Source organism: Streptococcus sp. VT 162, from assembly GCA_000688775.2.
GTDB lineage: Bacteria > Bacillota > Bacilli > Lactobacillales > Streptococcaceae > Streptococcus.
Genome location: CP007628.2, coordinates 459237 through 475310, shown reverse-complemented (window position 1 = coordinate 475310; position 16074 = coordinate 459237). Strand labels below are relative to the sequence as shown.

21 protein-coding genes are annotated in these 16074 nt (G+C 42.4%); 11 read left to right on the top strand and 10 right to left on the bottom strand.

Annotated elements, in window-relative coordinates; genetic code table 11:
• Window positions 1-59: 59 nt before the first annotated feature.
• The 7 genes from V470_02390 to V470_02360 all read right to left on the bottom strand — a co-directional run bounded on the left by V470_02390 (window position 60) and on the right by V470_02360 (window position 6846).
• Window positions 60-911, bottom strand: coding sequence for a hypothetical protein (locus V470_02390; protein AHZ47292.1), 852 nt, complete (start codon window positions 909-911; stop codon window positions 60-62).
• 199 nt (window positions 912-1110) lie between these two features.
• Complete coding sequence (locus V470_02385; GenBank protein AHZ47291.1) at window positions 1111-2163, bottom strand: hypothetical protein; 1053 nt, start codon at window positions 2161-2163, stop codon at window positions 1111-1113.
• Window positions 2164-2277: 114 nt separating this feature from the next.
• A complete protein-coding gene (gene engA / locus V470_02380) occupies window positions 2278-3588 on the bottom strand; it encodes a GTP-binding protein Der (protein ID AHZ47290.1) in 1311 nt (436 codons plus the stop codon).
• A 13-nt stretch (window positions 3589-3601) separates the two neighbouring features.
• Window positions 3602-4315 (bottom strand): nitroreductase, encoded by a 714-nt coding sequence (locus tag V470_02375; GenBank protein AHZ47289.1) that lies wholly within the window; start codon window positions 4313-4315, stop codon window positions 3602-3604.
• Window positions 4312-5208 carry a primosomal protein DnaI gene (locus tag V470_02370; GenBank protein AHZ47288.1) on the bottom strand — a complete coding sequence of 299 codons (897 nt, stop codon included), beginning with the start codon at window positions 5206-5208 and terminating at the stop codon, window positions 4312-4314. Before V470_02370 ends, V470_02375 begins: the two co-directional genes overlap by 4 nt.
• The gene (locus tag V470_02365) at window positions 5209-6372 is read right to left on the bottom strand and encodes a DNA helicase (GenBank protein ID AHZ47287.1); all 1164 of its coding nucleotides are present in this window, start codon (window positions 6370-6372) and stop codon (window positions 5209-5211) included.
• A complete protein-coding gene (locus tag V470_02360) occupies window positions 6373-6846 on the bottom strand; it encodes an NrdR family transcriptional regulator (protein ID AHZ47286.1) in 474 nt (157 codons plus the stop codon).
• 140 nt (window positions 6847-6986) lie between these two features.
• Between V470_02360 and V470_02355 the strand changes: the two genes are divergently transcribed.
• From V470_02355 to V470_02340, 4 genes are all read left to right on the top strand, one after another.
• A complete protein-coding gene (locus V470_02355) occupies window positions 6987-7352 on the top strand; it encodes a GntR family transcriptional regulator (GenBank protein AHZ47285.1) in 366 nt (121 codons plus the stop codon).
• Between the two features lie 4 nt (window positions 7353-7356).
• A complete protein-coding gene (locus V470_02350; protein ID AHZ47284.1) occupies window positions 7357-8052 on the top strand; it encodes a multidrug ABC transporter ATP-binding protein in 696 nt (231 codons plus the stop codon).
• 15 nt (window positions 8053-8067) lie between these two features.
• Window positions 8068-8796 (top strand): membrane protein, encoded by a 729-nt coding sequence (locus tag V470_02345; GenBank protein ID AHZ47283.1) that lies wholly within the window; start codon window positions 8068-8070, stop codon window positions 8794-8796.
• A 127-nt stretch (window positions 8797-8923) separates the two neighbouring features.
• The gene (locus V470_02340; GenBank protein ID AHZ47282.1) at window positions 8924-10471 is read left to right on the top strand and encodes an ABC transporter ATP-binding protein; all 1548 of its coding nucleotides are present in this window, start codon (window positions 8924-8926) and stop codon (window positions 10469-10471) included.
• 52 nt (window positions 10472-10523) lie between these two features.
• Here V470_02340 and V470_02335 read toward each other — a convergent pair whose 3' ends face one another.
• Both V470_02335 and V470_02330 read right to left on the bottom strand, forming a co-directional pair.
• Window positions 10524-11219, bottom strand: coding sequence for a membrane protein (locus tag V470_02335; GenBank protein AHZ47281.1), 696 nt, complete (start codon window positions 11217-11219; stop codon window positions 10524-10526).
• Window positions 11216-11590, bottom strand: a complete 375-nt coding sequence (locus V470_02330) for an LrgA (protein ID AHZ47280.1) — start codon at window positions 11588-11590, stop codon at window positions 11216-11218. The genes V470_02335 and V470_02330 overlap by 4 nt, the downstream gene beginning before the upstream one ends.
• A gap of 196 nt (window positions 11591-11786) precedes the next feature.
• Between V470_02330 and V470_02325 the strand changes: the two genes are divergently transcribed.
• The 7 genes from V470_02325 (at window position 11787) to V470_02295 (ending at window position 15333) form a co-directional block, all read left to right on the top strand.
• Window positions 11787-12167 carry a MarR family transcriptional regulator gene (locus V470_02325; GenBank protein ID AHZ47279.1) on the top strand — a complete coding sequence of 127 codons (381 nt, stop codon included), beginning with the start codon at window positions 11787-11789 and terminating at the stop codon, window positions 12165-12167.
• Window positions 12168-12264: 97 nt separating this feature from the next.
• Window positions 12265-12486: a hypothetical protein gene (locus tag V470_02320; GenBank protein ID AHZ47278.1), complete on the top strand. Its 222-nt coding sequence runs from the start codon at window positions 12265-12267 to the stop codon at window positions 12484-12486.
• A gap of 14 nt (window positions 12487-12500) precedes the next feature.
• A complete protein-coding gene (locus V470_02315) occupies window positions 12501-12815 on the top strand; it encodes a thioredoxin (protein AHZ47277.1) in 315 nt (104 codons plus the stop codon).
• Window positions 12816-13017: 202 nt separating this feature from the next.
• Complete coding sequence (locus V470_02310; protein AHZ47276.1) at window positions 13018-13671, top strand: 7-cyano-7-deazaguanine synthase; 654 nt, start codon at window positions 13018-13020, stop codon at window positions 13669-13671.
• Window positions 13671-14114, top strand: coding sequence for a 6-pyruvoyl tetrahydrobiopterin synthase (locus V470_02305; GenBank protein ID AHZ47275.1), 444 nt, complete (start codon window positions 13671-13673; stop codon window positions 14112-14114). Before V470_02310 ends, V470_02305 begins: the two co-directional genes overlap by 1 nt.
• Window positions 14107-14823, top strand: a complete 717-nt coding sequence (locus V470_02300) for a 7-carboxy-7-deazaguanine synthase (protein AHZ47274.1) — start codon at window positions 14107-14109, stop codon at window positions 14821-14823. Before V470_02305 ends, V470_02300 begins: the two co-directional genes overlap by 8 nt.
• 18 nt (window positions 14824-14841) lie before the next feature.
• Window positions 14842-15333 (top strand): 7-cyano-7-deazaguanine reductase, encoded by a 492-nt coding sequence (locus V470_02295; GenBank protein ID AHZ47273.1) that lies wholly within the window; start codon window positions 14842-14844, stop codon window positions 15331-15333.
• A gap of 57 nt (window positions 15334-15390) precedes the next feature.
• Here the strand turns inward: V470_02295 and V470_02290 are convergent, their stop codons facing one another.
• Complete coding sequence (locus V470_02290; protein ID AHZ47272.1) at window positions 15391-16059, bottom strand: porin; 669 nt, start codon at window positions 16057-16059, stop codon at window positions 15391-15393.
• Between the last annotated feature and the right edge of the window lie 15 nt (window positions 16060-16074).

The following is a 16074-nucleotide window of genomic DNA, read 5'->3' as shown; positions in this document are numbered from 1 at the left end:
CTCTTGCAAAGGAGTCACCTTACTGCATGGAGAAATCGGTTTGAGCTATATATGATTACTCACCAGTCATCAGACGAACCACCGCCATCAAAGCCACCGCCGTCCCAGCCTCCAGATGAGTCGGAGCCTGAGTCAGACCAAGAAGATCCTGAATCTGATGAGTCACTACCCCACCAGCCACCGCCAGAATCATCTCCACGGGAACCGCCACCACGACCACCAAATAGAAATCCGATAATCATCACGATGAAGTAAATGAGAACTCCAAATCCGATAACTCCGTCGCTCGAACTGCTTTTTCGATGCCGTCTCGAAGAACTGCTCTCACCAGCATACCTTTCAAGTTCCCTTAAGCGACTAGAGTTGGTAGTATAGCCGTAACTACTTTTGGAACTTGAAGCAGATGTACTCGATCCACTATAAAACATGTAGTTGAGATTGTTTGCTATAGAAAGAACTCCATTGCTGTAGTCTCCCTTTTGAAAGTAAGGTCGTGCTGTTTTCAAAAATCTATTGGTCTGATAGTCTGTGATCTTACTTGCCACATTATTGCTGGTTTCAATCCGTGATTTTCTATCCTCAACAGCGACCACAATCAAGGCGCCGTTGTTGTCTCCCAAGTAGCCAATCTTCCAAGCTCTAGCTGTTTCATTGGCTACAGTTTCAATTGTTTCTCCATCTAGGCTTTTCACAACGTAAACACCCATCTGGAATTTTTCTGATTTTTTACTATTGACATTGTTCAATCCCCGAATCAGACGAATAGTATCATCCGTTAGATAGTGATCCGGGTCATAGATCCCGTACTCAGGTTTTTCAGGTGCTGTGAATGCTGACAAGAAGAGAAAGACCATCAGCAACCCAAGCAAGCGAACCAACAAACTATGTTTAAATAATCTGCTTTTTTTCATAATAACCTCCCTGATAAAGGAAAATTGATTTAAGGAATTATAGCATTTTGATTTTTACAAAGAAAGTGCATTTTCATTACAAAACTGTGACAGCAATCCTGAAATTGATGTTAATTTGATGACAAGTCTTCCAAAACTCGACCCTAATAAGAAAAAGAAGACCTTGTGTTTTCTTTTTCTTATTGAACTTACTTTTCTATTAAGATTTTAACTGGTAATTTAAAATATCTTTTTCTAATTTTTTGATTGGGTAATACCCACTTACTTTAATTATTTCATTGTTACATCCAGCGTATCCTTGCACGATATCCACTTGCGGAATGACCACCCAGTCTCCAAGAACTTCGTGCGCGCCTTCTTTGTTTTGATCCAAAATGCACACGAAGCGGTATTCTCTCTCGTGTTGCCACTCTTTAAATTTTGCAAAGGTCGCTTTAATATAGAAGTTTAGATTCGAATAAGAAAATTGATTGCTATTGCTTCTCGTATTAGGTCGTTTATCAATATACTCCACTGCTCCGTATACACAAAGTCCATCTACCCTTAAGGAATAAATTTTATCTAACAGACTCGCATACGAATACTTGAGCGCATAGCCTGTGTGACTATTGGCGTAATAAGACCACATTAAAATATTATCTGTAGCGTGTGTAAGGCAGAAGACTCGGAAGAAATCCATCATTGAATGACCGTTCGCATAGTAGCAATTACAGTCAAACGGGTCGTTGAAATGCTTCGGATGGCTAAACGACACATTCCCTTCAACTACCTGATAAGGATTCTTCTCAATCGTTTCCTTGGCATAGTACTTCACAAAATATTGTCGCTCAGCTTGAATCGTTGCTTCTGCCTTTTTAAAATACGTCTCAAGATCTTCTTTAAACATCCCTTGAAACTGCTCAACTAACCGATCTGGCTCTAAAAATCCCAGTCTGATATTCTCTGACAGCCGGTCATTAAAATCTTTCTCCGCCTTCTCTATTTCAAAGCCTTCAGGAATCCTAGTATTCCTGGTTTGAATAAACATAACCTTCTTACACTCTACCTCTACCGTTTTCCTAGTCGGTTGTTTAAAGAGCGCCACAAACACTTTCTCTTCTGTTGCTCGGTTGGCAATTAAAAAACAATTACTATCGAGATAGGACTCCACCAAATGGTATTCTTTATGCGTCTGTAAGAATGTTACCTTTGCAATCAAATAACGATATAGTTCAATATCTTCTTTTAGAATGATTTTCAATAAAGTCACCACCTCTATAAAAATTTAAAAATTGTTTAAATACTCAATATTGTTTAGTAAAAAAGAGCAATCATATACAATTACTCTTTCATCACTGATTACTAGGACTTAATCCTTTTTATCATTTTATTTTCGTTTTCTTGCGATCAAATGAATCGGGGTTCCTTCAAAGACAAAGGCCTTGCGAATTTGATTTTCCAAGAAACGCAGGTAAGAGAAGTGCATGAGTTCTTCTTCGTTAACAAAGATGACAAAGGTTGGTGGCTTGGTTGCCACTTGGGTTGCGTAGAAAATCTTGAGGCGTTTCCCTTTGTCTGTCGGTGTTGGATTGATGGCAATGGCATCCATGATGACATCGTTTAAGACAGCTGATGGGATACGTGTGTTTTGACTTTCGCTGATTTGCTTGATCATCTCAGGCAGTTTGTGGAGACGTTGCTTGGTCAGAGCAGACACGAAGACAATCGGTGCGTAAGGCAGGTATTGGAACTGCTCACGGATATCTTCTTCCCATTTTTTCATGGTGTGGTTATCTTTCTCAAGGGTATCCCACTTATTGACCACGATGATCATCCCTTTACCGGCTTCGTGGGCAAAACCTGCGATACGCTTGTCGTACTCACGGATACCTTCTTCGGCATTGAGGACCATCAAGACCACGTCAGAACGGTCAATGGCACGCATGGCACGCATGACAGAGTATTTCTCCGTATTTTCATAGACTTTACCAGACTTACGCATACCAGCTGTATCAATCATGGTAAACTCTTGTCCATCCGTATCTGTAAAGTGGGTATCAATGGCATCACGCGTTGTTCCAGCTACTGGGCTGGCAATCACACGGTCTTCTCCCAAAATAGCGTTGATTAAACTTGACTTTCCAACGTTAGGACGGCCAATCAAGCTGAATTTGATGACATCTGGATTTTCTTCTTCGACTTCGTGTGGTAGATTTTCCACAATGGCATCCAGCACATCACCCGTACCGATACCATGGACAGACGAAATTGGCAGTGGTTCACCCAATCCTAGCGCATAGAAATCAAAGATATCATTTCGCATCTCAGGGTTGTCAACCTTGTTAACCGCAAGTATAACAGGTTTATGGGTCTTATAAAGTTTACGAGCTACGTACTCATCTGCATCTGTGATTCCTTCTTTCCCAGAAACTACAAAGACGATGACATCCGCTTCTTCCATGGCAATTTCTGCCTGGTGTTTGATTTGCTCCATGAAGGGAGCATCGACGTCGTCAATCCCTCCCGTATCAATCATACTGAAAGAACGGTTGAGCCACTCACCCGTTGCATAGATACGGTCACGTGTCACACCCTCGACATCTTCTACGATTGAGATTCGCTCACCAGCGATTCGGTTAAAGAGGGTCGATTTCCCAACATTGGGACGCCCTACAATGGCAACAGTTGGTAAGGCCATGTTTTCTCACTTTCTACAATAACTTTTTCTGTTCTAGATTTCTTCGAGTTGAACTAGGTTCGGCTTGACCAAACTGCTCTGCCAAACGCTGACTCCAAGAGGTCGTCGCACGCGCACCAGCATAGTCTGCCTGTACTTTGTCATAGTCCAAAATCGCCGCTACTGGCTGTTCTTGGTATTCTTCTTCAAATACCACTTGGTTCAAAGGCAGTCTTGGTTTGACATCGTGTTGTTGATCTGGCACGCCAAGGGCAATCCCAAAAACAGGGTAGGTATAGTCAGGAAGGTTAAAAAGCTCTGCCACTTCTTCTGACTTGTAACGGACCAAACCGATGATAACACCACCATATCCCAGACTCTCTGCTGCAAGCAAGGTATTTTGCCCTGCAAGCGCAGCGTCCACAGACGTGATAAGGAGACCTTCCACTCCTTGAGGTTGGAAACTGTCCGTATGAAGGCTTGCTCCCTTTTCAGCTCGGTTCAAGTCACCGACAAAAAGCAAAAAGGCTGCTGACTGGCGAATGGCTTCCTGGGGAACCAATTCATATAAGGCATCTTTCTTCTCTTGGCTGCGTACACGAATCACAGAGTAAGATTGGAAATTTTTCCAAGATGACGCCATTTGAGCAGCAGTCAGAATCTCGTCCAAGTCTGTTTGAGGAATATCTTGCTCCTTAAAGCGACGAACTGAAGTATGAGCTTTCATCAGTTTAATGGTTTCTGTCATCGGCGATTTTCTCCTTCTAGTCTCGTTTCCTCTGCTAAATAACGGATTCGTTCCATGACCCGTCTAGCTTCCCAAGTCTCGTCATTTCCATTCTTTCCTTTGGCAAAATGTTTTTCCAAATCTTGGAAATTAAAGTTGGAAGTAAAGAAGGTCGGCAAATCTTCCTGCATACGATACTGGAGAATAACTTGGAGAATCTCATCACGCACCCAAGGTGTTGACTGCTCTGCACCAATATCATCCAAGACCAAGACTTCTGCTAACTTGATGTCATCCACCAAAGTTTTCACAGATCCTTCACCGATGGCATTTTTCACATCAATGACAAAGCTTGGATAGTGGAGAATAGTTGTTGAGGCCCCACGTTTTTCAGATAGGTCGTGAGCCAGAGCTGCCATCATGAAACTCTTACCGACACCAAAATCTCCGTAAAGATAGAGGCCCTTTCGGATGCTTGGGTAAAGGTCAACAAAGGAATAGAGTCTCTCAAAAATCGGTAACCGTCCTAGATCATCCAGGTCAATCTGAGCCAATTTCGCTTTCTTGAGACTTGCTGGTAGATTGATCAACTTAAGACGATTCTTAATTGCAGCCTCTTTTTCTGCCGCGATTAGTTCTGGTGTTTCTTCATAAGACACATCCGCATATCCGTGATTCATAACCAAGATGGGCTTGTAGCCACGCGCTATATAGTCCGCATCCCCACGAAGAAACTTGTCCCGTTCTGTGATATATTGGTTGAACTTGGAGATGCTACGATTCAACTCCTCTGGACTGAGGGATTCTTTCTGGATAAAAGCCGCTACATCTGGGTCTTTCATAATCTGCTGGACTAGGTCCTGATACTGAAAACGACTTGTCTGACGTTTGATAACGTCACCCACACTTTCCATCTAGTCTCCTCCTTCTTCTAATCGGGCTAACATTTCTTGTTTTTTACGTTCTAGTTCCAGACGAGTTTCCTCACTGGTTTGATTCTTGTATTCTGGATTGCTCCACTTGGGAACATTGGTCTTAGTCGAGCTAGTTTTCGATTTCTGGTCTTCCTGCCCTCTTTGCTGACGCTCTCGAATCCGAAGCACAGCTTCTTCTGCTGTCCGAATTTTTTGGTAAGCATAGTCATTTGCGACCTTCATGGCATATTTTTCATTGACATTAGCCGAATCAACCTTGTTAAAGGTTAGAAGCAAGACGATATTGATGACTTCGTCCAGCAAGCTTAAAGACGCCATCTGGTGAAGGAGTTCTCGCTCACTCTGGGTGATGTTCCCCTTACGCGTTTGCTTGATTTCCGCTAAAAATTGTAGGGGAGTTTTATTTTTGGCTTCCCTGATAATGGTCATTTCTTTGGGGCTAAAGTCAGAAGTAGCTGGTTTTTGTGCTATCTTTTCACGCATGCGTTTGACAGAAATAACCTGAGCTACAGCTGTCGCCTTAGCTAATTGATAGGTTTCAAACCAGGTCCACTTTTTTTCATCTGCGATGGCAAACAATTCCAAAACATCCGCCTGCTCGTCTTCAAAACGCAAGCCATCTCGAGCCATCAGCTGCTGGAAATGTTCCAAGTCAAAATCATTTTTTAACTTGCTTTTAGACTCGCTTGGTGTCACTTCTTCAGTCAGGGTTGGAAAGACTTGACTCAAAGAAACAGAGAGTGCTTCTCCCTCACTTGGAGCCTGCTTCATAGCAGAAACAGCTGTATCCCCAATCTTTTTCTCTAATAATCTGCTATAGACAGAATGGCTTAGAAATTCTTGACTGGAGAGGGGAGAATGAAGCTGTAATTCATAAGTTTCTCCCCTTTGATAAAGGGTCAACAGATCTAAGGCAGATAAGACTTTGAAGGATTGGAGCAAGGTCGGCATGCCAAAGTTTAAGTGGTTGAGGATGTGGGAAAAGAGGTGTTCCTTTTGTCCACCATCCCAAAAGGTAATGGCATATAGATAGAGGCTCAGCGCCTCCTGACCGATAATCGGGAGGTAGCACTGCACCAGAGAAGAGGTATCTTGCGACACCCGATTATTCTTTAGAAAAGAAAAACGGTCATTTGGTTTCATCTATTTTTCCTTTTTCTTCTTAGAGGACTGGGTGATTTGCTGGAGCAGACTCTCCAACTCACTCACATCCTTAAAGCTACGATAAACACTGGCAAAACGAACATAGGTAATCTCATCCAGCTCCGCCAATTCTTCCATGACTAAAGAACCAATATATTCACTTTGGATCTCATTCTCACTGCGACTACGGAGTTTTTGCTCGATGCGATTGACCACCATGTTGATTTCATCACTTGACACAGGACGCTTCTGGGCTGAGCGGATAATCCCATTAAAGATTTTATCTCTCGAAAATTGTTCTCGCGTACCGTCTTTTTTGACAACAACCAGCGTTCTTTCTTCTACTCGTTCATAGGTTGTAAAACGATGCTGACACTCGTCGCACTCACGTCTTCGACGGATGGTATTTCCTTCTTCGGCTTGTCGACTATCAACAACACTAGACTTGGTAGCCCCACATTTTGGACAACGCATGCATTTCCCTCCTTGTCGTTTTCTTTTCATTATACCATTTTTTGAGCAATTCCCAAAACAATTCTTATTTTTACTTGACAAGTTTTTTGTTTTATTGTATTATTTAATTAGAACAACAAAGACAAAGAAAGGAGACTATGATGTCCTGGTCATTTGATAATACAAAACCGATTTATTTACAGATTATGGAAAAAATCAAATTACAGATTGTTTCCCATGAACTGGAACCCAACCAACAGCTCCCTACCGTGAGAGATTTGGCGAGCGAGGCTGGGGTCAATCCTAATACCATTCAGCGCGCCTTGTCTGACCTTGAACGTGAAGGATTTGTATACAGCAAGCGGACAACTGGTCGTTTTGTCACCGAGGATTTGGACCTCATCCTTCAGTCCCGCAAACAACTTTCCGAGGAGCAACTGCAACAATTCGTCTCTTGCATGCTTCAATTTGGCTACAAAAAAGAAGAACTGCCAAATGTATTAAGCGACTATATTAAAGGAGTTTAAGACTATGACACTACTAGCACTTGAAAATGTAACAAAATCATATGGAGCAACCGCGGCACTTGACAATATCTCACTAGAGATCTCAGCCGGAAAGATTGTCGGGCTCCTTGGACCAAACGGATCCGGAAAAACAACCTTGATCAAACTGATCAATGGTCTCCTTCAACCAAATAAAGGACGTGTCCTCATTAACGGACAGGATCCAAGTCCTGCTACCAAGGCGATCGTCTCCTACCTACCAGATACAACCTACCTCAATGAAGAGATGAAGGTTAAGGATGCTCTAACCTATTTTAAAACCTTCTACCAGGATTTCAATCTCGAAAGAGCCCAACACCTTTTAGCCGATCTCGGTATTGATGAAAACAGTCGCCTCAAGAAACTATCAAAAGGGAACAAGGAAAAGGTCCAACTCATCTTGGTTATGAGCCGTGAAGCCCGCCTCTACGTTCTGGACGAACCAATCGGAGGCGTGGATCCAGCTGCCCGTGATTATATCCTCAATACCATCATCAACAACTATTCCCCAACTTCTACGGTGCTAATTTCAACCCACTTGATTTCAGATATTGAGCCAATCTTGGATGAGATTATCTTCCTCAAAGACGGAAAAGTCGTCCGCCAAGGAAATGTTGATGATATTCGTTACGAGTCAGGTGAATCAATTGACCAGCTCTTCCGCCAGGAATTTAAAGCCTAAGCAAAGGAGATTATTATGTTTTGGAATCTAGTTCGTTATGAATTTAAAAATGTCAATAAATGGTATCTGGCACTCTACGGTGCTGTGCTTGCAATTTCAGTTTTGATTGGAGCTTTTATTAGCAGCCTTAGCCAGAGTTACAATCCTAACAATGCTGCTTATTTCATCTTCTTTTTAGTACTAGTCTTTGGAGGACTCAGCGTCACTCTTTGGATTGCAACAATCTTTTTAATCATCCGAAGATTCAAGGGCAGTGTTTATGACCGCCAAGGGTACTTGACCCTGACCTTGCCTGTCTCTGAGCACCAAATCATCATCGCAAAACTTTTAGGTGGTCTTGTCTGGTCCATCTTAAGCTATATCGTCTTTATCTTGAGTATATTGATTATCTTCTTCTTAACACCAATAGAAAAAGACTTCACTGCCCTCTATAACTTCATTTCCCCTTACCTCAGCTACGGCTGGCTGTATGCGCTATCACTGTTTGTAGGTTCGATCGCATGGATTTTATCCATCTACCTCTCCATCTCTATCGGACAACTCTTTAATGAGTATCGAACAGCTATGGGGATTCTAGCCTATATCGTCATTGCCATCGTCATTGGTTATGTTTCTCTCTTTTTCCGAATTGAAAATGACTTTAACATGATGATTGGTACAGAAATTCTGCGCGATCTCTTTTTATCAGCTATCTACTATCTCGGTACCTACTATATCTTGAAAAACAAGGTTAACTTGCAATAAGTTAAAGGTCTAGCGACTCTGTATCGCTAGATCTTTTCTTTTAGATATATTGTATGAAAATGTGGATAAAAAGGAGTATAATAATTTTAAAAGTGATTACTGTATATTGATAAGGAGGGAGCTCTTTATGCTTAGAACGTTTGTTGCAAAGAAACACTTAACACTTTACTTCTTTTCGATTGCAATCACATGGCTGGAAGCGATTATTACGCCAGCGCTCATTCAGAGTATCGTTGCTAGTTTTACCAATCAAGAACTGGAACTTCTTTGGAAAGTGTTGATTCTGGGAATCCTTGGAAACCTCATCCTCTTACTGGGGCTAGCTGGAAAACGCTATTACTACGCTCGTTTGATTACTGATTTCAGATATGGAATTAAAAGCGCTATTTTCAAGCGATTCCTCAGCGGTTATGATATTGATGAAAAGGATATTTTGTCTGATTTAGAAAACGACGTCAACCAGTTAGAAAAGAGCTATATTGAGCCAACCGTTATCATTATTTCTTCTCTTGGTTTCACAACCGTCTCCATTCTATATGCCCTGTGGACTAATTTTTACCTAGGCTTGATTTTTATTCTCTTCTACTCCGTCCCTGTCCTCTGTAGCGCCATCGGATCTAAGCGTTTAGATTCACTTTCTGAAAAGCGGTCCACTATTAACCAGAGCTACTTATCAAGCTTGACAAATTTTATTGGCGGTAGCCAACAGATTCGTCATTATCAGGGACAGGACTTCTTTTTTGCTCGCTATCAAAATCAGTTACAGACTAGTTTGGATGCGGAAATACGATATGAGAAACAACGTACCCTAAACAGTCTCTTTATCAATAGCATCGATGCCTTTTGCTCCGTTGCCCCTATTGTCATTGGCGGTTTTATGACCTATTATGGTTATTTAAACGCAGCTAGTTTTGTAGCCATTTATCTCGTTTCTCATAATATTGGCTATCAATTCCAAGAATTAGCCTACTTTACTAACACCCGAAAAGCAACTCAATACCTCTGTGAAAAGTACCAAGTACTTTTCACAAATTCTAGTCCTATTTCTACTAGCACCTTCCAAAACATTTATCCCGTCCAACTAGAGAATATCTCTCTAGAAAAAGAGGGACAGGTCCTTTTATCCCCTCTTTCCATGCACATCAAGAAAGGAGAAAAGATTGCCATTATCGGTGAAAGTGGCTCTGGAAAAACGACTTTACTCAATATCATTCATGGAGAGTTGGCTGCGACCAGTGGACGGATTGCATTTGCTGGCCAAAGCCTATCACGCCAAGAAATCACGAGCGTTAGCTCCTATATCCTCCAAGATAGCCATTACTTTGACACGCTGTCTCTGGAAGACAATATCCTTCTAGGAATGACTAAAAAGCAAGAAAGGTTGAATCATATCCTCAAGACAACTGGTTTAGAACATTTGAAAAATCGAACTCTTAGCAACGATAGCCTGTCTGGTGGCGAGAAACAACGACTCGAAATCGCTCGCGCGCTCTATCACGACAGCCAACTCATCTTGGCTGATGAGATTAAGGCCAATCTTGACTTAGAGAATAGCAAAAAGATTAGCGACCTCCTCTTCTCGCTACCTCAGACAGTCATTGAAGTCATTCACCATTATACAGACGAGGACTTAAAACGCTACGACCAAGTCATTCATTTAAGCAAAGAAAAGTAAATCCTTACAAAATAAAATTGGAAAAAAGCAAGGAACTCAGCTTCCTTGCTTTTTAACTCAATATCAAACTAGCTACGATGGGGCTTACAAATACGTAGAGAATACCAGTAATACCGATAGCCAAGCCACCCATGGCTCCTGCTACAGAGCCGTATCGGAAGGCTGTTCCTGTTCCGACAGCATGACCTGTTCCCCCAAGGGAAAGCCCAACTGCTACTGGATCATCAATTTTCAACCACTTCAAAAGGGTTGGTCCGATAACACTGGTCAAAATCCCAGTCGCCACTACGACGACCAAGGTCACAGTCGTCAAACCTTGCAATTTTTCTGTGATCCCCACTGCCATGGCGGTTGTCACTGACTTGGGAAAGAGAGAAATGGCTAGGAAAAAGTCCATACCAAATATTTTCGCTACTATGGCAGTGAAACAAGTATTGACAACTACTGCTAACAGACTACCAAAGAGAATACTGCGAGCATGATGCTTCATCAGGTGAAAACTCTTATAAAGCGGAATCCCTAGAGCCACGGTCGATGGGACAATCAAGTTGTTCAGATAAACCCCACCTTGGTAATAATCTTGATAAGAAATACCCGTCGCCTTAAGGAAAATAATGATAAAAATGGCTGACAAAAGCAGGGGCGTTGTCAATGGATGGGGGAAACGTCTGTAAATCAACATCCCCACTAGATAAGCTAGGATAGATAATGCAATCCCAAACAGAGGATTGGATACAAATTCACTCATTTGGCATCTCCTTTCTCATAATCTCCCTCAAATCGTCTCTTGATAAACTGAACCACTAGGGCAATAAGAATAATGTTGATGACAGCCGCAAAAAAGACAATCAAGACGATAGGCAAAAGATAAGGAGCAATCACATCAAACTTTTCCATGATACCTACTGCTGGTGGCAAAAAGAGAATAGTCATGTTGGCCAGCAAGAAATTCCCGACCATGTTGACATGTCTGGTCCTTAGCCACTTGAACTGTAGGGCTAGAAAGAGAATAATCAAGCCGATAATACTGCCTGGGATGGGCAAATGAAAGAAACTGGAGATTCCCTCACCGATTAGAGAAATCACAAAGAGAATCATCAATTGAACATATAATTTCATCCTAAACTCCATGAAATAAACTTCTTGCATACCAGTTTACTCTTTTTTCAGAAAATTTCAAGGAAATATTGAAATTCTTCTTTCTTGCAAGGATTAGTTAAAAGTAGTATAATCATTGCATGCGCAATCATCTTGTGTTACAAAGATAATCAGTAATGACTTTGTGATTTTTACTTTGAAAAGAAAGGAGAAAGCAATGACCTATTTGGAAAAGTGGTTTGACTACAACCGCCGTCAAAAGGAAATGGAAGCCTTGTTGGAAGAAACTATTGCCCAGCAGAGTGAACAAAGGTTGACCTTGAAAGAGTTTTACCTGCTCTACTATCTGGATTTGGCCCAAGAAAAATCTCTACGCCAGATTGATTTACCTGATAAGCTTCATCTCAGTCCAAGCGCAGTTTCTCGAATGGTGGCTCGACTAGAAGAGAAAAACTGTGGTTTGCTTAGTCGCCGGTGTTGCGATCAGGATAGACGGGCTAGCTTTATCTGCCTGACTGACGAGGGACAGACAACTCTAGCTTACCTGCAAAAGGCTGTCGAAGAAAGGCTGGAGACGAGTCTTGATTTCATTTCATAATCAGATTTCCTAAAAAAGTTGCGTGCGCAATCATTTTTCTTGACATTCCTCTTTTCAAGGAGTACAATAAAGTCAAGATCGAACAAAGGAGTTTTATATGATCGAAATTACTTATCTAGACGCCAGCAAGCAAGAGAGAACCATGACTTTCGAGTCTTACCAAGACTTTGAACGTTCTCAACATGCCTGCCTTATCGGCGTCGCAGATTACTACACTGTCCAAAAATTAACCTACAATGGTCATGATTTGGACTACCATGGGACTTATGGAGATGTCTTCTTCTATCTCATGAAACAAGATTTAAGCCAATATAATTAAAAAGGAGAAATACAATGGCAAAAGCAATTACAGATGCAACATTTGAACAAGAAACAAAAGACGGTTTGGTCTTGGTAGACTTCTGGGCAACTTGGTGTGGTCCATGTCGTATGCAAGGTCCAATCTTGGACAAATTGTCTGAAGAACTTTCAGAAGATGTCTTGAAAATCGTTAAAATGGACGTGGATGAAAATCCAAACACGGCTCGTGCCTTTGGAATCATGTCTATCCCAACCCTTCTCTTCAAAAAAGACGGCCAAGTGGTGAAACAAGTTGCTGGTGTTCACACAGCAGAACAAATCAAGGCCATCGTTGCTGAATTGAGCTAATCATACTAGAGACCAAGTACTTTATTTGGTCTCTTTTTTCTTGCCCTTTGCCATTTTTCAAAAAATATGCTAGACTGTAGGTAGAATATTACGATGTTTGGGACATGCCATCGCTAAAAAAAACCTCTACTTGGTATTTTTTAGCTCCCCTAAAGGGAGCTTTTTGCGTGCTCTGAACATTTTCCACTTTGGAAGGAGTACTATGAAACGTCAATCAGCCTTGGTCGTCTTTAGTGGCGGTCAAGATTCCACAACCTGCCTCTTTTGGGCTAAAGAACACTATGAAACAGTCGAAGCCGTCACCTTTGCCTACGGCCAACGCCATCATCTCGAAATTCAAGTTGCTAGAGAAATCGCTAAGGAACAGGGCATTCGTCATCACATCTTAGATATGTCTCTGCTGGGACAAATCACTGAAAATGCCTTGACCTCTGATCTGGAGATTGAGCAAAAAGAGGGAGAGGTTCCCAATACTTTTGTTGACGGTCGCAACCACCTCTTTCTATCCTTTGCAGCAGTTCTTGCCAAGCAACGAGGTATTAATGATATCGTGACAGGTGTCTGCGAGACAGACTTCTCAGGCTACCCTGACTGCCGTGATGTCTTTATCAAATCCCTTAATGTTACTCTCAACCTTGCCATGGATTATGACTTTGTTATCCAAACACCTCTCATGTGGCTAGACAAGGCTGAAACTTGGGAGTTAGCCGACCAACTTGGTGCCTTTGACTACGTTCGTGAGAAGACCTTAACCTGCTACAATGGGATTATCGGTAGTGGCTGCGGAGATTGCCCAGCCTGCCATCTACGTCAGCATGGCCTTGATGTTTATCTCTCACAGAAAGGAGTGGGCTAATGTTTTTTGCACCCAAAGAAATCAAACAGGAAACTGGGGAGTCTCTTGTCTACAATCCTCACAGAACCTTGGTATCAAAAGAGTTTACTTTCGACGCTGCCCACCACCTCTTTCACTATGAGGGAAAATGCAAATCCCTGCACGGCCACACTTATCATCTGCAGATTGCTGTCAGTGGATTTTTAGATGAACGGGGTATGACCTACGATTTTGGAGATATCAAAGCTATCTACAAGGACTACTTAGAGCCCCATTTGGATCATCGCTATCTCAATGAAACCCTGCCTTATATGAATACAACCGCTGAAAACATGGTTTACTGGATTTTCCAAACCATGAGTCAAGAGTTGCCAGACGAACGCGGTCTCCGTATGGAATACGTTCGTCTCTATGAGACTCCGACTGCCTTTGCAGAGTTTAGACGGGAGTGGTTAGATGACTAGGGAACGTGTCCTCAAACTACCAGTTCTGGAAATCTTTGGCCCAACCTTTCAAGGTGAAGGTCGTGCCATCGGGCAGAAAACCATGTTTGTCCGTACTGCTGGTTGCGACTACCATTGCGACTGGTGCGACTCTGACTTTACTTGGGATGGTTCTGAAAAGCCAACTCGCATGACCGCTGATGAAGTCATTGCTGCCTTAGATAAGCTAGGAAGCTACGACTATGTAACCCTATCTGGCGGAAATCCTGCTATCCTAGCAGCCAACATGGCTCAACTCGTCACCAAGCTCAAGGAACGTGGTGTCACTCTGGCTGTTGAGACCCAAGGCTCCCGCTGGCAAAATTGGTTAAAAGATATTGACCAGGTCACTCTGAGTCCCAAACCTCCTTCATCCAAGATGGAAGTCAACTTCGAGACCTTGGACTTTATCGTTTCCCAACTGGATCCAGACAAGGTCACCTTTAAAATTCCTGTCTTTGATGATGCAGATCTAGCCTTTGCCAAAGGCATTCAAGAACGCTATCAACCAGATGTCCTCTTCTTATCGGCTGGAAATCCTGAGCCCAAGGCTACAGGCAATATTGTCCAAGACCAACTAGACCGTCTCAAAGAACTCTGGGAACGTGTCGCTGCTGACGACAGCTGGGGCAATGTCCGCGTCCTTCCCCAACTTCATACCCTCCTCTACGATAACCAACGTGGTGTTTAAGATTAGAAAGAAAAAAACATGTCACAACAAGAAGAAATGAAAAACCTTAGCCTCCTCGGCAACAAAGAAACCAACTACATTTTTGACTATCAACCAGAAGTTCTCGAATCTTTTGACAATCGTCATGTGGAAAATGATTATTTCATCAAATTCAACTGTCCTGAATTTACCTCCCTTTGCCCAATCACTGCTCAGCCAGACTTTGCGACGATTTATATTTCCTACATTCCTGACAAGCTCTGCGTCGAGTCAAAATCCCTCAAACTCTACCTCTTTAGCTATCGAAACCATGGGGATTTTCACGAAAACTGTATCAACACCATCGGGAAAGACTTGGTCAATCTACTAAACCCTCGCTATTTGGAGGTATGGGGAAAATTCACTCCGCGCGGTGGCATCTCAATCGACCCCTACTACAACTACGGTAGACCTGGAAGCAAGTATGAAGGTTTGGCAGAACAACGCCTCTTCCAGCACGACCTTTATCCAGAGAAAATTGACAACCGTTAAACATATACGAAAAAGCCCTGTTCCTCAAACTGAGGAGCAAGGCTTTTTGAGTTTCAATTATTCTTCTGTTCCAAGGAAATTTTTCGCAACAAGTGCTGCAAGAACGCCACCAACGATTGGGGCAAGGATGAAAATCCATACTTGTTGAAGGGCTGCGCCACCTACCAAGACAGCAGGTGCCAAGCTACGAGCTGGGTTTACTGAAAGTCCAGTGATGTTCAAGCCTACAAGGATCAAGGCTGTTAATGACAAACCAATCACCAAACCAGCGATTGCGCCATTGCCTTTGCTTGCTGATGTTACAGTCATGATAACTAGGACAAACAAGAAAGTTGCGATAACTTCAAACAAGAAACCACCAAAGACAGTGACACCGTTTGCCAAGGCATTTTCACCAAGACTTGCAGTTGACATGCCTGAGTTAGACAAGAGGAAGAATACTGCAGCTGACGCAAGGAAAGCTCCAACTACTTGTCCAAGGATGTAGTTTACAAGTTCTGAAGATGACAAACGTTTGTTTACAAACATAGCGATCGAAACCGCTGGGTTCAAGTGAGCACCTGAAACAGTTCCGATTGAGTAAGCTGCAACTACAATTGCCAAACCAAAGGCAAAAGCAATTCCAAGGTGTCCAAGGCCATTAAGACCATTTCCAAAAACAACAGCTCCTGTTCCAATGAACACAAGCATAAATGTACCGATTAATTCAGCAACAAATTTTTTCATGATAAGTCTCCTTTT

What these genes read in the sequence shown, in the direction of transcription:
- V470_02390 (AHZ47292.1), bottom strand. Translation starts at nt 911, where the DNA reads ATGAAAAAAAGCAGATTATTTAAACATAGTTTGTTGGTTCGCTTGCTT.
- engA (AHZ47290.1), bottom strand. Translation starts at nt 3,588, where the DNA reads ATGGCCTTACCAACTGTTGCCATTGTAGGGCGTCCCAATGTTGGGAAA.
- V470_02375 (AHZ47289.1), bottom strand. Translation starts at nt 4,315, where the DNA reads ATGACAGAAACCATTAAACTGATGAAAGCTCATACTTCAGTTCGTCGC.
- V470_02370 (AHZ47288.1), bottom strand. Translation starts at nt 5,208, where the DNA reads ATGGAAAGTGTGGGTGACGTTATCAAACGTCAGACAAGTCGTTTTCAG.
- V470_02365 (AHZ47287.1), bottom strand. Translation starts at nt 6,372, where the DNA reads ATGAAACCAAATGACCGTTTTTCTTTTCTAAAGAATAATCGGGTGTCG.
- V470_02360 (AHZ47286.1), bottom strand. Translation starts at nt 6,846, where the DNA reads ATGCGTTGTCCAAAATGTGGGGCTACCAAGTCTAGTGTTGTTGATAGT.
- V470_02355 (AHZ47285.1), top strand. Translation starts at nt 6,987, where the DNA reads ATGTCCTGGTCATTTGATAATACAAAACCGATTTATTTACAGATTATG.
- V470_02350 (AHZ47284.1), top strand. Translation starts at nt 7,357, where the DNA reads ATGACACTACTAGCACTTGAAAATGTAACAAAATCATATGGAGCAACC.
- V470_02345 (AHZ47283.1), top strand. Translation starts at nt 8,068, where the DNA reads ATGTTTTGGAATCTAGTTCGTTATGAATTTAAAAATGTCAATAAATGG.
- V470_02340 (AHZ47282.1), top strand. Translation starts at nt 8,924, where the DNA reads ATGCTTAGAACGTTTGTTGCAAAGAAACACTTAACACTTTACTTCTTT.
- V470_02335 (AHZ47281.1), bottom strand. Translation starts at nt 11,219, where the DNA reads ATGAGTGAATTTGTATCCAATCCTCTGTTTGGGATTGCATTATCTATC.
- V470_02330 (AHZ47280.1), bottom strand. Translation starts at nt 11,590, where the DNA reads ATGAAATTATATGTTCAATTGATGATTCTCTTTGTGATTTCTCTAATC.
- V470_02325 (AHZ47279.1), top strand. Translation starts at nt 11,787, where the DNA reads ATGACCTATTTGGAAAAGTGGTTTGACTACAACCGCCGTCAAAAGGAA.
- V470_02320 (AHZ47278.1), top strand. Translation starts at nt 12,265, where the DNA reads ATGATCGAAATTACTTATCTAGACGCCAGCAAGCAAGAGAGAACCATG.
- V470_02315 (AHZ47277.1), top strand. Translation starts at nt 12,501, where the DNA reads ATGGCAAAAGCAATTACAGATGCAACATTTGAACAAGAAACAAAAGAC.
- V470_02310 (AHZ47276.1), top strand. Translation starts at nt 13,018, where the DNA reads ATGAAACGTCAATCAGCCTTGGTCGTCTTTAGTGGCGGTCAAGATTCC.
- V470_02305 (AHZ47275.1), top strand. Translation starts at nt 13,671, where the DNA reads ATGTTTTTTGCACCCAAAGAAATCAAACAGGAAACTGGGGAGTCTCTT.
- V470_02300 (AHZ47274.1), top strand. Translation starts at nt 14,107, where the DNA reads ATGACTAGGGAACGTGTCCTCAAACTACCAGTTCTGGAAATCTTTGGC.
- V470_02295 (AHZ47273.1), top strand. Translation starts at nt 14,842, where the DNA reads ATGTCACAACAAGAAGAAATGAAAAACCTTAGCCTCCTCGGCAACAAA.
- V470_02290 (AHZ47272.1), bottom strand. Translation starts at nt 16,059, where the DNA reads ATGAAAAAATTTGTTGCTGAATTAATCGGTACATTTATGCTTGTGTTC.